Here is a 12957-nt window from a genome sequence, read left to right on the forward strand (position 1 = left end):
ATCGCACATGCGCATTGCACTTGCGATCGGAGATGCGGGGGGCGTCGGCCCCGAACTGGCGGCGAAACTGCTGGCGCATGAGGGCATGCGGGACCGTGACGTCATCGTGGTGGGCGATGCGAGCGTCCTGAGGATGGGCGCGGAACATGCCGGCGTCGATCTGGACCTGGCGGTGATCCGCCCCGACCAGCTGACCGGCGACCTGCCCGCCGGGCAGGTGATGGTCGACCTGGCCAACTGCCCGGCCGATCAGGTGCAGCTGGGCGCCTCCAGCGCGGCGGCGGGGGCGGCCTCGCTGCAGAATTTCGCCGCGGTGCTGCGGCTGGCCCAGGCCGGCATCGCCGATGCGGTGATGTTCACGCCCTTCAACAAGCATTCGATGCGGCTGGCCCGTCCCAGCTATGTCGACGAGATCGGCTTCATCGACATGGTGCTGGGCAGCGGGCGTAGCGGCCGGGAATTCAACGTGCTGGACGAGGTCTGGAACGCCCGCGTCACCTCGCATATCCCGCTGAGCGAGGTCGCCGGCAAGATGAGCGTCGGGCGGATCCTGGACAGCCTGCGCCTGACGCATGAGGTGATGACCGGGGCCGGCAAGCCCGCCCCGCGCATCGGCGTGGCGGCGCTGAACCCCCATGCCGGCGACGGGCGCAATTTCGGGCACGAGGACGAGGATATCATCGCCCCCGCGGTCGAGGCCGCCGTGGCCGAGGGCGTCGACGCCAAGGGGCCGATCCCCTCGGACACCGTCTTCGTGCGCGCCGTGCGCGGCGAATTCGACGCGGTGCTGACCATGTATCACGACCAGGGCCAGATCGCGATGAAGCTGATGGGCTTCGACCGTGGCGTGACGCTGATCGCGGGCTACGGCTTTCCGATCGTGACCCCGGCCCATGGCACCGCCTTCGACATCGCCGGCCAGGGCAAGGCCGATCTGGGCGCGACGCTTGCCGCCGCCCGCCTGGGCAGCGGTCTGGCCGCGCTCAATCCCCCGCGCCGGGGGCAGCCCGCCCTGTCCGCGGGATGGTCCGTCGACGGGGTCGCCGAGAAGGCCCTGGTCGCCGAATAGGATTTCCGGCCGCGAGGGCGGCTGGTTTGTGAGGAGGAGAAACACCATGACCAAGACGAGAACAGCAGTGGCCGCCGCCGCGCTGATGCTGGCAGCGGTGCCCGCATTGGCCGAATGGGCGCCGAACCGCCCGGTCGAATTCGTCGTCGCCTCGGGCGCCGGCGGCGGCAGCGACAATTTCGCCCGCACGATCCAGTCGGCGCTGACCCGCAACGACCTCTTTTCCGCGCCGATCGTGGTGTTGAACAAGGGCGGCGGATCGGGGGCCGAGGCGTTCCTCTATGCCCGCCAGAACGCGGGCGATGCGAACAAGCTGATCTTCGGGACGAACAACGTCTATCTGCTGCCCCATGTCGCCAAGCTGGCCTATAGCGCCGAGGACCTGCAGCCGGTCGCGGCGCTGGCGCTGGACGAATTCCTAATCTGGGTCAAGGCGGATGCGCCCTATGAAACCGCGCTGGACCTGGTCGAGGCGGCCAAGGCCGCGCCGGGGACCATCCCCTTCGGCGGCAGCCAGTCCAAGGATACCGACGAAACCCTGGTCGCGCTGATCGAGCAGACGACGGGTGCGGATTTCAAATATGTCCCGTTCAACGGCGGCGGCGAGGTCGCCGTGCAGCTGGCCGGCGGCCATGTCGCGGCCAATGTGAACAACCCCAATGAGAACCTCGGCCAATGGCAGGCCGGCGCGGTCCGCCCGCTCTGCGTCTTCTCGCCGCAGCGCATGGCCGAGAGCGAGCCGGTCAGCGGCGACATGGGCTGGCACGACATCCCGACCTGCAAGGAACAGGGGCTGGAGATCGAAAGCTATCAGATGCCGCGCACCATCTGGCTGCCGGCGGGCACCGATCCCGAGGTCCTGGCCTATTACCAGGACGCCCTTCGGAAGGTCGCCGAGACCCCGGAATGGCAGGACTACCTGGCCAAGACCTCGCAGACCGGGGCGGTCCTGGTCGGGGAAGAGCTGGCCTCGTTCATCGAGACCAACGAGACGGGCACGGTCAAGGTCTTCGAGGCCGAAGGCTGGACCGCGAACTAGGCACCGGGAATGCGGCTTCGCGCCGGCGGCCGGGAAACCGGCCCGACCGGCCAGGGCAGGGAGCTTCTCCCTGCCGGTCCGCAGGCGGAAAGGAAGCATCATGACCGTCAGACGTTTTCACGCCGAGATCGGCACGGCAATCGCCACAGGCGCCCTGGGCGTCGCCGCCATCATCGGCGCCTCGGAACTGGGCTATGGCTGGGAAGGCCACGGGCCGCAGGCGGGGTATTTCCCCTTCTATGTCGGGCTGATCCTGATCGGCGCCAGCCTGTGGAACCTGGTCGGCGCGGTCCTGAGGCACCGCGAGGCGATGGCGCGGGTCCGCGCGGCGCTGGAGATCGAGGAGCCCTTCCTGCAGCGCGAGCACCTGGGCCGGATCGGCACCTTCCTGGCCGCTATGGCAGGCTTCGTCATCGGCACGGTGACGCTGGGGGTCTATGTCTCCTCGCTGGCCTATATCGCCTGGAGCGCCTGGCGCCAGGGCGGCTATCGGCTGTGGGTGGCGCTGGCCATCGGCGCGGGCTTCTCGGTCGTCCAATACGTGATCTTCGAGGTGATCTTCAGGATTCCGCTGCTGAAAGGCCCCATCGAACCCCTTCTGGGCATCTATTGAGCGAGAGCTGAACATGGGTAACTTCGATCTTCTGATGCATGGCTTCGCCATCGCCATCACGCCGATGCACCTGATGCTGATGGTGGGCGGCGTGCTGATGGGCCTGGTGGTCGGCGTGCTGCCGGGGCTCGGCGCGCCGAACGGCGTGTCGCTTCTGATCCCGCTGACCTTCGCGCTGGATCCGACCTCGGCCATCATCCTGCTGTCCTCGATGTATTGGGGCGCGCTGTTCGGCGGCTCGACCACGTCGATCCTGTTCAACATCCCCGGCGAGCCCAGTTCGGTCGCGACCACCTTCGACGGCTATCCGATGGCGCGGTCGGGGCAATCGACACGGGCGCTGACGCTGGCCTTCATGTCGGCCGGCATCGGGGCGCTGATCGGCGTCGTGGTCATCACCCTGCTGGCCGGCTGGGCGTCGAAATTCGCGATGAGATTCGGCGCGCCCGAATATTTCGCGGTCTACTTCCTGGCCTTCGCCGCCTTCATCGGCATGGGCAGCGCCGCGCCGATGAAGACGCTGGTCTCGCTGACCACCGGCCTCTTGCTGGCCTCGGTCGGCATGGACACCGTGACCGGCGAGATCCGGCTGACCTTCGGGCTGAATGAATTGCTCAGCGGCATCAGCTTCCTGGTCGTCGTGATCGGGTTGTTCGGCATCGGCGAATTGCTGTCCACCGTGCAGGAGGGGCTGCGCTTCCGCGGCGTCGCCTCGAAGATCGACCTGCGCGACGTGCTGAAGACCATGGCCGAGCTGCCGCGCTATTGGGCGACGACGATCCGGTCCGGCCTTGTCGGCATCTGGATGGGCATCACGCCGGGCGGCCCCACCGCCGCCTCGTTCATGAGCTATGGCATCGCCCGGCAGGCTTCGCGCAAGGGCGAGCCCTTCGGCACCGGCCGCCCCGAGGGCATCGTCGCGCCCGAGACCGCCGACCACAGCGCCGGCAGCTGCGCCATGCTGCCGATGCTGGCGCTGGGTGTGCCGTCCTCGGCCACGGCGGCGGTGATGATGGGCGGGCTGATGATCTGGGGCCTGACCCCCGGCCCGATGCTGTTCGCCACCAAGCCGGATTTCGTCTGGGGGCTGATCGCCAGCATGTATGTGTCGAACCTGATCGGGGTCATCCTGGTGCTGGCGACCGTGCCGATGTTCGCCGCGCTGCTGCGCATCCCGTTCACCATCATCGGCCCGATGATCGTGGTGATCTGCTTCGTCGGCGGCTATACGGTGTCGAATTCCAGCTTCGATCTGTGGCTGGTGCTGGTCTTCGGGCTGGTCGGCTACCTGTTCACCAAGCTGAACTATCCGCTGGCGCCGCTGGTTCTGGCGATGGTGCTGGGCCACAAGGCCGAGAACGCCTTCCACCAGTCGATGATCCTGTCGGACGGGTCGCTGGCGATCTTCTTCTCGAACACGCTGGTCGCCTCGATCATGGCGATCGGGATCGCGCTCCTGGTGCTGCCCAAGACCCTGCAGCTGGGCTCGCGCCTGCGCCGCCGGGTCCCGGTCGAGTAGGCGGGGAACGCGGATGAACCATCTTCGATATTTCCGCGATCGCGGCAGCCGCGTGGTCGAATGCGCCATCATCGGCAGCGGCGGCTTCGGGCGCAGCTTCCTGTCGCAGGCCCGGCATGTGACCGGGCTGGCCTGCCGCGTCGCCGTGGACCGCGAGACCGCGATCGCGGCCCGCGCCCTGGCCTCGGTCGGCACCGCGCCGGACCGGATCGCCGAATGCGCCGACGCCGCCTCGGCCCGCGCGGCCTGGGCGGCGGGCAAGGCGATTGCCGTGGCCGATTTCGCGCTGGTGGCGGAACTGCCCGTCGAGGTCGTGCTGGAGGCGACCGGCGATCCCGAGGCCGGCGCCCGCCATGCCCGCCTCGCCATCGAGGCCGGCAAGCATGTGGTCATGGTCACCAAGGAAACCGACAGCGTGGTCGGCCCGATCCTGTCGCGGCTGGCGGCGGAACGGGGTCGGGTCGTCTCGCCCGTCGATGGCGACCAGCCCAGCCTGCTGATCGGGCTGGCGAGCTGGGCCGAGGTGATCGGCCTTGAGATCGTCGCGGCCGGCAAGTCCAGCGAATACGATTTCGTCTTCGACCCCCAGGCCGGGACGATTGCCAGCAATGGCCGCAGCATTGCCGCGCCGGGCTTCGGCGACTGGCTTCGCCCGGATGGCCGCCCTTGGCCCGAGGTCGTCGCCGCGCGGTCCCGACATGCCGCCGCCCTGCCGCAGCGCGCCGTGCCTGACCTGTGCGAGATGACGGTCGTCGCCAATGCGCTGGGTCTGCGGGCCGACCGCGCCGACCTGCACGCGCCCATCGCGCGCATCACCGAGGTCGCCGACCTGATGGCGCCGCGATCCGACGGCGGGTTGCTGGAGGGTGGCGGGCGGCTGGATGTTTTCCACTGCCTGCGCCTGCCCGATGAGCCCAGCTTTGCCGGCGGCGTCTTCGTGACCGTGGCCTGCCGCGACGATGACAGCTGGGAGATGCTGCGCGACAAGGGCCATGTCGTGGCCCGCAACGGCCGGACGGCGATGATCGGCCTGCCGCGCCACCTGCTGGGGCTGGAAGCCGCGACCACGGTGTTCGAGGCGGCGCTGCTTGGCGCTTCCTCGGGGGCGGTCGCGCCCCGGCCGGTGATGGACCTGACCGCCTTCGCCGATGCCGCGCTGCCGGCGGGCACCCTGCTGCGGGCCGAGGGGCATCACCATACCATCGCCGATGTCTCGGCCCGGATGACGCCCGCCGCGCGGCTTGGTGACGATGTGCCGATCCCCTATTATCTGGCGGCGGGCCGCAGGCTGGCGCGGGATGTGCCGGCGGGCCGGCCGATCCGCTGCGGCGATGTCGAGCTGGACGACGATTCCCAGATGTTGCGGCTGCGGCTGGCGCAGGACGCCGTCACCGACTGGTCATAGGAGAGGGGCGCCATGCTGCTGGGCTGCATCGGGGACGATTTCACCGGCTCTTCGGATCTGGGCAACACGCTGGTCAAGGCGGGGATGCGGGCGGTTCAATATGCCGGCACGCCCGCTGCCCCGGCCGCGCCCGAGGTCGAGGCCGGGATCGTGGCGCTGAAATCCCGTTCCCTGCCGCGCGCCGAGGCGGTGCGGCTGTCGCTTGAGGCGCTGGACTGGCTGCACGCGCAGGGCTGCCGGCAGTTCCTGTTCAAATATTGCTCGACCTTCGATTCCACGCCCGAGGGCAATATCGGCCCGGTGGCGGAGGCGCTGGCCGATGCGCTTGGCACCGACCGGGTGATCTTCTGCCCGGCCTTCCCGGCGGCGGGGCGGATGGTCTTCCAGGGGCATCTGTTCGTCGGCAACCGGCTGCTGTCGGAAAGCGGGATGGAGAACCACCCGCTGACCCCCATGACCGATCCCGACCTGCGCCGCTGGCTGGCCCGCCAGACCGCGCGCGGCGTCGGCCATCTGCCCGCCGATGCCGTCTGGGCCGGCGCCGCTGCCGCCCGTGCAAGGCTGGATGCCGAGGTGCAGGCGGGCCGGGGCTTGGTGGTCGCCGATGCAATCCGGGACCAGGATCTGGTGACGCTGGGGCAGGCGGTGGCCGACCTGCCGCTGCTGACCGGCGGCTCCGGGATCGCGCTTGGCCTGCCGGGGAATTTCCGCGCGCAGGGGCTTCTGTCGGCCGAGGGGCCGCGCTGGCGGGGGCAGGCGGGGCCGGCGGCGGTGCTGTCGGGCTCGTGCTCCCGCGCCACGCGGCGGCAGGTCGCGCATCATGTCGCCGGCGGCGCGCCGGCGCTGGAAATCGACCCCGAGGCGGTGCTGGCCGGCCGCGCCAGCGCCCGCCAGGCCGCCGACTGGGCGCTGGCGCAGTACGGGCTGCCGCTGGTCTATTCCTCGGCCGACCCGGAGGCCGTGCGTGCCGTGCAGGCCCGCCACGGGACCGGAACGGTCGCCGCGCGGCTGGAGGCGTTCGTCGCGGAAACGGCGCGGCTGCTGGTCGCGGGCGGAGTCACCCGCCTGATCACCGCGGGCGGCGAGACCTCGGGCGCGGTGGTCGAGGGGCTGGGCCTCGCCAGCCTGGAGATCGGCCCCGAGATCGACCCCGGCGTGCCCGCGATCCGCGCCGGGCGCGACCTGGTCCTGGCGCTGAAATCCGGCAATTTCGGGGCCGAGGATTTCTTCGCGAAGGCCGCCGCCTGTCTGGAAGGCGCAGGGGTGCCGGCATGAGCGAGGAAGCCCGGCTGCGCGAACGGATCTGCACCCTCGCGCGCTCGATGTTCGAACGCGGGCTGACCCATGGCTCGACCGGCAACATCTCGGCCCGGACGGCGGATGGCGGGCTGCTGGTCTCGCCCACCGGGACCAGCTTCGGGCGGCTGGACCCCGGCCGCCTGTCGCGCTTCGACGCCGCGGGGCGCCAGATCGGCGGCGACAAGCCCACCAAGGAGATGCCGCTGCACGGCGCCTTCTACCAGACGCGCGGGCGCACGGCGGCGGTGGTGCATCTGCATTCCTGCCATTCGGTCGCGCTCTCGGCCCTGCCCGATGCCGATCCCGAGGATTTCCTGCCGCCGATCACGCCCTATGCCTTCATGCAGCTGGGCCGGGTGCGGCTGCTGCCCTATTTCCGTCCCGGCGATCCGGCCATCGGCGAGGCGGTGCGCGGGCTGGCCGGCAGGCGCTCGGCGGTGATGCTGGCCAATCACGGGCCGGTTGTGGCGGGCCTCGACCTGGAAGGGGCCTGCAACGCGATCGAGGAGCTGGAGGCCACCGCGCGGCTGGCGCTGCTGCTGCGCGGGACCACGCCCAACCTGCTGACCCCGGCCCAGGTCGATGAGCTGGTGCGGCTGCACGACATCGCCTGGGGCGACGCCTGAAACCTATAGCAGGCGGATGCGGTGGCGCGAGCTGAGCAGCGCCTGAAGTTCGGCCAGTTCCTGCGCCTCGCGCGCCGCGTCCCAGCCAAGCGCGGCTGCGCAAAGCGCGGCGATCGCCGCCAGGTCGCGGCGCGACAGCCGGCCGCTGACCGCGATCGCGCTGCGGCGCATCACCACATCGGCCAGGTGGCGGACGCTCTCGTGGCGGATCATCCAGTCGAATTCGGCCAGGCTGTATTCGGGCGCGTCCTGCAGCAGGCGCGGGCTGGCGCCCTCGGCCATCAGGATCGGCCGGGCGGTGCTGCCATAGCGGTCCAGAAGCAGCGCCGTGCGCGCCACGCTGGCGCCGCTGGCCTGCGCCACCTGGTCGATCCAGCGCGCGCGCGTGTCCTCGTCGCGCGGCATGTCGCGCCCGCCGCCGATGGGCAGCTCCTGCGTGGACCGGCGGCGGGGCCGCTCCAGCCGGGCCAGGATGCCGTCCGCGACCTCTTCGGCGAAGCCGCGGAAGGTGGTCCATTTCCCGCCCACCAGCGAGATGATCGGCCAGCGCCGCGCCCCTTCGGGCGGGGCCACGGGCGCGGAATGGTCGCGGCTGATCAGCCCCGGCGCGGTCCCGTCCGAGGCGGGCAGCGGCCGGATGCCGGAATAGGCATAGACGATCTGGCCCTGGTGGAAATCCAGTCCCGGCAGCAGGCTTTTCAGCGCGGCCATGAAATAGTCGATCTCGGCCTCTTCGCAGGTCACGCTGTCGGGATCGTCGGCGCGGATGTCGGTCGAGCCGACCAGCGCCCGGCCCAGATAGTCGAAGACCAGGCAGATGCGGCCGTCATCGGCCTCGAAATAGATCATCCGGCCCCTGAGCGCCGCCAGAAGCGCGGGATGGTCCAGCAGGATATGCGAGCCCTTGGTGCCGCCGATCAGCCGCGAGGGCGCCCCCAGCGCCGCGTTCACCCGGTCGATCCAGGGACCCGCCGCATTGACGACGATGCGCGGCCGCAGCACCAGCGGACCCTCGGGCGTGGCCAGCCGGACCACCTCGCCATCGGTCGCCTCGATCGCGGAATGGTTCAGAGCGCGGCTGGCGGGATGGGCGCGCATGCCGTCGGCCAGCAGCTCCCACACCAGCCGTTCGGGCTGGATCACGGTCGCGTCGTAGTACTGCCCGGCGGCGACGATGCGCGGGGTCAGCGGCGGGATCTCTTGCAGGGCGCGGCGGCGGGACCACAGCTGGTGGCGCGGCATGACGCGGTGGCGGCGGCCGTAGAAATCATACATGGCCAGGCCGATCTTCATCAGCACCGCGCCCCGGCTGCGCGGCGCGGTGGTCGATCCGAACAGCGTCCTCAGCGCCGCCGGGATCCCCTTCAGCCAGGAAAAGATCGGGATTACCGTCGGCAGCGGGCGCACCAGATGCGGCGCGTTCCGCAACAGCAGGTTGCGTTCCAGCGTCGATTGCGCGACCAGCCCCAGCTCGCCCGTTTCCAGGTATTTTATGCCGCCATGGATCAGCCGCGAGGGCGCCGCCGAGGTGCCCCCGCCGAAATCGCCCTTGTCGGCGATGACGCAGCGGACGCCCTGTTCGCACAGGTCGCGAAACAGCCCCGCCCCGTTCACCCCGGCGCCCAGGATCAGCACGTCGATGTCGTCGGTCATGGTTCAGCCTTCGGTCGGGGCCAACGCCTCGATCCGCGGCCAGAGCGGCGCAAGCGCATGGGTCAGGTCGGTGAACAGCGCATAGCGCGCGGCAAGCGCGGCGCTGCGGTCGGGATCGGGCGCGTAGGCGCGGGTCAGCGCCGCCAGGTCGCGCGGGTCCTGCGTGGGCGACGGATAGAGCCCGATCGCCGCGCCCGCGCACAGCGCCGCGCCCCAGGCGGCGGCCTCGTCGGTGTCGCTGACGCTGACCGGCATCCCCAGGGCATCGGCGAACAGCTGGGCGAAAAGCGGGCTGCGCGAGATGCCCCCGGTCAGCCGGGCGGCCTGCGGGGCGAAGCCGTCGCGCAGCGCGTCGACATGGTGGCGGTGGTTGAAGGCGATGCCCTCGATCACGGCGCGCAGCATGTCGCCGCGATCCTGCCAGCCGCGCAGGCCGAAGAAGCCGGCGCTGGCCACCGGACCCAGGGGCGAGCCGAACAGGAACGGGTGGAAGATCGCGGTCGAGGGGCGGGCCATGGCGGCCTCGATCTCGGGGATGATCTCGGCATGGAAGGCGCGGCCCGCGACCTCGGCGGCGCGGCGTTCGACCCCGCAGAGCCGGTCCAGGAACCAGTCGTAATTCGCGGCCGAGGCCGGCGAGATGGACATGCTGTTCCATTCGCCGCGCTTCAGCCCGTTGCGGCAGAACCAGCGCGCATCCACCCTGGGCCGGTCAAAGACCGTCTCGTTGATCGAATAGGTGCCCGCGACGATGGCGACCGTGCCCTGCGCATATCCGCCCGCCCCCAGCGCCGAGGCGGTCACGTCATGCAGCCCCGCCGCGACCGGCGTGCCCTCGGCCAGGCCGGTCGCGGCCGCGGCCTGGGGCGTGACGGCGCCCGCGATCCGGTCGGGCGCCAGGATCGGCGGCAGGGCATGGGCCAGCGCCTTGAGGCCGAAGATCCCCAGGATGTCGGGGGCATAGTCCTGCGTCGCGACATCGGTGAAAGAGGTGCTGGCCTCGGTCAGGTCGGTGGCGATCTGCCCGGTCAGGCAGAAGCGCAGCCAGTCCTTGCAGGCCAGCACATGGCCGATCCGGGCGAAGCGGTCCGGCTGGTTGGCGCGGATCCAGCCCAGCAGCGCCGAGGGGGCCGAGGCGTGCGGCATCTGGCCGGTGCGGGTCAGCGCCTGCTCGGCGGTGCCGTCCCGCTGCCAGCCTGCCGCGACATCGCCGGCCCGGCTGTCCAGCGACAGGATGCCGTTGCCCAGGGGCTGCGCCTCATGGTCCAGAAGATAGATGCCGTCGCCATGCGCCGTCGCCGCGACCGCCGCGATGTCCCCGGCCGGGCGGCCGCAGGTCGCGACGGCCTCGGCGATGGCGGCGGCGCTCTGGGTCCACAGCACGGCCATGTCGCGTTCGACATGGCGGGGGCGGGGCATGATCTGCGGCACCCGGCGCCGCGCGACCGAGAGCGGGCGGCCGGTCTGATCGAAGACCACCGCCTTGGTGACGGTCAGGCCATTGTCGATGCCAAGCAGCAGGGGCATGGGACCTCGGGGCTGTCGGGATGCGTCGCGGGGCCGGGTGGAACGATCCGGGCGGAAAGGGCCGGGCGGGCAGGGCCGGCGGCGGGCGAAGGGGGCGCGGTTGCCCGCGCCCCGCGATCGGTTACTGGTCCAGCACGAAGGGCGCGCTGTAGTTGCCGGCATTCTCGGTCGTGATCAGCAGGCAGTCGAACAGCTGCTTTTCGGCATCCGCGCCGGTCTCGCCGGTCTTGATGAAGTTGTCGGCCTGGCGCACCGCCTCGGCCGAGAAGATCGCGACCGGCTGCAGCACGGTATAGGCCAGCTCTCCGGCCAGCACCGCCTCGACCGCGTCGGGCGAGCCGTCGAAGCCGCCGACCGTCACCTGGTCCAGCTTGCCGGCCTCCTTCAGCGCGGCGATGGCCCCCAGCGCCATCTCGTCATTGCCCGAGATCACGCCGTTGATGTCGGGATTGGCCTGCAGCAGCGACTGCATCCGCTGATAGCCCTGCGTGCGGTCCCAGTTGGCGACTTCCTGGCCGACCTTCTCGAATTCGGGATACTGGCTCAGCACGGTCTCGTAGCCGTTCGAGCGGGTCTGGGCGTTGTTGTCCGAAGGCGCACCGAACAGCTCGACATACTGGCCGCCGTCGCCCATCGCCTCGACCCATGCCTGCGCGCCAAGTGCCGCGCCCTGCGCGTTGTTCGAGACGAGCTGCGCCTTGGCCAGGCCCTCCTGGTTGATCTCGGCATTGACCAGGAAGACCGGGATATCGGCGTCCACCGCCTTCTGCACCGCGCCGACCGAGCCGTCGGCATTGGCCGGATCGAGGATGATCGCCACCGAGCGGTTGGTGATCGCGGTATCGATCAGCGTGCTTTCGGTATTGGTGTCACCGCGATGGGCGGCGACATTGGCGGTATAGCCCAGTTCCTCGGCCGTGGCCTTGGCGACCTCGCCCTCGGTGAACCAATAGGGGTTCGCCGGGTCGTTGACGATGATCGTGATCAACCCCTCGGCTGAAGCGGCCGCTGCCATCAGCGGAACCGAGGCGGTGGCGACAAGCAGCATGCGGCGCGTCATCTTGAACATTGGTCTCACTCCCTTCTGTTGAACCCGGCCGTGATCGGCGGGCATTTTGCCGGGCGGCCGAAAGCGCCGCCCGACGAAATCGGATATCGGCCGGCCTCAGCCTCGGCGGGTCCCGCGGCCGTATTGCAGCGAGTTCATCAGCACCGCGAAGACGATCACCGCGCCGGTGAAGACGGTCTGCCAGTAGGAGCTGACGCCGATGATGACGAGGCCCGCCGACAAAAACCCGATCACGAAGGCGCCCAGCATCGTGCCGCGCACCGTGCCGCGCCCGCCGGTCAGCGCGGCGCCGCCGATCACCACCGCGGCGATGGCGGTCAGCTCGTAGGTGGTGCCCGCCGTCGGGCCGGCCGAGGTCAGCTGCGAGGACAGCACCAGCCCGGCGATGGCGGCCAGCGCGCCCGACAGCGTGTAGACGGTGATCTTGACCCGGCGGACCTGCACGCCGGACAGTTCCGCCGCGCGCTCATTGCCGCCCGAGGCGTAGAGCCAGCGCCCGAAGGCCGAGCGCGACAGCATCAGCCCGGCCAGGACGGCGATGGTCGCCAGCACGATGACGCTGATCGGCACGCCCCACAGCCGGTTGAAGCCCAGCCAGTTGAAGCCGGTATTGCCCAGGGCGGCGCTGCCGCGCAGGTTGTTGTAGGTCAGCCCGTTGGTCATCAGGAGCGCGACGCCGCGCGCGACATACATCACCCCCAGCGTGGCGACGAAGGGCGGCACCTTGAAGAAGGCGACCAGCACCCCGTTCAGCGCGCCGACCAGCGCGCCCACGGTGACGGTCAGCACCACCACCGCCCAGACCGGCGGATAGAGGATCACCCCCGCGGCCGAGATCTCGACCCCCTGCATCATCGCGCCTGCGACCACCCCGCACAGCGCCAGGATCGAGCCCACCGACAGGTCGATGCCGCCGTTCAGGATCACCAGCAACATGCCGATGGACAGGATGCCATAGATGGCGACCTGGCTGGACATGATCAGGAAGTTCGACAGCGTGAAGTAGTTCGGCGACAAGAACGAGAAGACCGCGATGATCGCGATCAGCGCGAAGAAGGCGCGGCCTTCCAGCAGGAAGCGCCCGATGCTGAAGTCGCGGCCCCTGGACGGGGCGGCTTGGGCGGTATTGGCAGACATG

At 70.2% G+C, this 12957-nt stretch carries 11 protein-coding genes; 7 read left to right on the forward strand and 4 right to left on the reverse strand.

The window, feature by feature from the left end; genetic code table 11:
- Positions 1-7: 7 nt before the first annotated feature.
- From C9E82_RS07160 to otnC, 7 genes are all read left to right on the forward strand, one after another.
- On the forward strand, positions 8-1069 hold the full coding sequence (locus C9E82_RS07160) for a 4-hydroxythreonine-4-phosphate dehydrogenase PdxA (protein WP_119897951.1): 1062 nt from the start codon (positions 8-10) through the stop codon (positions 1067-1069).
- A 46-nt stretch (positions 1070-1115) separates the two neighbouring features.
- A complete protein-coding gene (locus C9E82_RS07165; protein ID WP_119897917.1) occupies positions 1116-2108 on the forward strand; it encodes a tripartite tricarboxylate transporter substrate binding protein in 993 nt (330 codons plus the stop codon).
- A 100-nt stretch (positions 2109-2208) separates the two neighbouring features.
- Positions 2209-2721: a tripartite tricarboxylate transporter TctB family protein gene (locus C9E82_RS07170; RefSeq protein ID WP_119897918.1), complete on the forward strand. Its 513-nt coding sequence runs from the start codon at positions 2209-2211 to the stop codon at positions 2719-2721.
- Positions 2722-2734: 13 nt separating this feature from the next.
- Positions 2735-4240: a tripartite tricarboxylate transporter permease gene (locus tag C9E82_RS07175; protein ID WP_119897919.1), complete on the forward strand. Its 1506-nt coding sequence runs from the start codon at positions 2735-2737 to the stop codon at positions 4238-4240.
- Between the two features lie 13 nt (positions 4241-4253).
- Positions 4254-5645 (forward strand): SAF domain-containing protein, encoded by a 1392-nt coding sequence (locus C9E82_RS07180; RefSeq protein ID WP_119897920.1) that lies wholly within the window; start codon positions 4254-4256, stop codon positions 5643-5645.
- Positions 5646-5657: 12 nt separating this feature from the next.
- Positions 5658-6920 (forward strand): 3-oxo-tetronate kinase, encoded by a 1263-nt coding sequence (otnK, locus tag C9E82_RS07185; protein ID WP_119897921.1) that lies wholly within the window; start codon positions 5658-5660, stop codon positions 6918-6920.
- Positions 6917-7570 carry a 3-oxo-tetronate 4-phosphate decarboxylase gene (gene otnC, locus C9E82_RS07190; protein WP_119897922.1) on the forward strand — a complete coding sequence of 218 codons (654 nt, stop codon included), beginning with the start codon at positions 6917-6919 and terminating at the stop codon, positions 7568-7570. Before otnK ends, otnC begins: the two co-directional genes overlap by 4 nt.
- A 3-nt stretch (positions 7571-7573) precedes the next feature.
- Here otnC and C9E82_RS07195 read toward each other — a convergent pair whose 3' ends face one another.
- The 4 genes from C9E82_RS07195 to C9E82_RS07210 form a co-directional block, all read right to left on the reverse strand.
- On the reverse strand, positions 7574-9223 hold the full coding sequence (locus tag C9E82_RS07195) for a glycerol-3-phosphate dehydrogenase/oxidase (protein ID WP_119897923.1): 1650 nt from the start codon (positions 9221-9223) through the stop codon (positions 7574-7576).
- Positions 9224-9226: 3 nt separating this feature from the next.
- Positions 9227-10750 carry an FGGY-family carbohydrate kinase gene (locus C9E82_RS07200; protein WP_119897924.1) on the reverse strand — a complete coding sequence of 508 codons (1524 nt, stop codon included), beginning with the start codon at positions 10748-10750 and terminating at the stop codon, positions 9227-9229.
- Between the two features lie 121 nt (positions 10751-10871).
- The gene (locus tag C9E82_RS07205; protein ID WP_119897925.1) at positions 10872-11819 is read right to left on the reverse strand and encodes a D-ribose ABC transporter substrate-binding protein; all 948 of its coding nucleotides are present in this window, start codon (positions 11817-11819) and stop codon (positions 10872-10874) included.
- Positions 11820-11915: 96 nt separating this feature from the next.
- The gene (locus C9E82_RS07210; RefSeq protein WP_119897926.1) at positions 11916-12956 is read right to left on the reverse strand and encodes an ABC transporter permease; all 1041 of its coding nucleotides are present in this window, start codon (positions 12954-12956) and stop codon (positions 11916-11918) included.
- Position 12957: the final 1 nt, after the last annotated feature.

This window comes from Paracoccus sigandri, assembly GCF_003709565.1.
Classification (GTDB): domain Bacteria; phylum Pseudomonadota; class Alphaproteobacteria; order Rhodobacterales; family Rhodobacteraceae; genus Paracoccus; species Paracoccus siganidrum.

What these genes read in the sequence shown, in the direction of transcription:
- C9E82_RS07160 (WP_119897951.1), top strand. Translation starts at nt 8, where the DNA reads ATGCGCATTGCACTTGCGATCGGAGATGCGGGGGGCGTCGGCCCCGAA.
- C9E82_RS07165 (WP_119897917.1), top strand. Translation starts at nt 1,116, where the DNA reads ATGACCAAGACGAGAACAGCAGTGGCCGCCGCCGCGCTGATGCTGGCA.
- C9E82_RS07170 (WP_119897918.1), top strand. Translation starts at nt 2,209, where the DNA reads ATGACCGTCAGACGTTTTCACGCCGAGATCGGCACGGCAATCGCCACA.
- C9E82_RS07175 (WP_119897919.1), top strand. Translation starts at nt 2,735, where the DNA reads ATGGGTAACTTCGATCTTCTGATGCATGGCTTCGCCATCGCCATCACG.
- C9E82_RS07180 (WP_119897920.1), top strand. Translation starts at nt 4,254, where the DNA reads ATGAACCATCTTCGATATTTCCGCGATCGCGGCAGCCGCGTGGTCGAA.
- otnK (WP_119897921.1), top strand. Translation starts at nt 5,658, where the DNA reads ATGCTGCTGGGCTGCATCGGGGACGATTTCACCGGCTCTTCGGATCTG.
- otnC (WP_119897922.1), top strand. Translation starts at nt 6,917, where the DNA reads ATGAGCGAGGAAGCCCGGCTGCGCGAACGGATCTGCACCCTCGCGCGC.
- C9E82_RS07195 (WP_119897923.1), bottom strand. Translation starts at nt 9,223, where the DNA reads ATGACCGACGACATCGACGTGCTGATCCTGGGCGCCGGGGTGAACGGG.
- C9E82_RS07200 (WP_119897924.1), bottom strand. Translation starts at nt 10,750, where the DNA reads ATGCCCCTGCTGCTTGGCATCGACAATGGCCTGACCGTCACCAAGGCG.
- C9E82_RS07205 (WP_119897925.1), bottom strand. Translation starts at nt 11,819, where the DNA reads ATGTTCAAGATGACGCGCCGCATGCTGCTTGTCGCCACCGCCTCGGTT.
- C9E82_RS07210 (WP_119897926.1), bottom strand. Translation starts at nt 12,956, where the DNA reads ATGTCTGCCAATACCGCCCAAGCCGCCCCGTCCAGGGGCCGCGACTTC.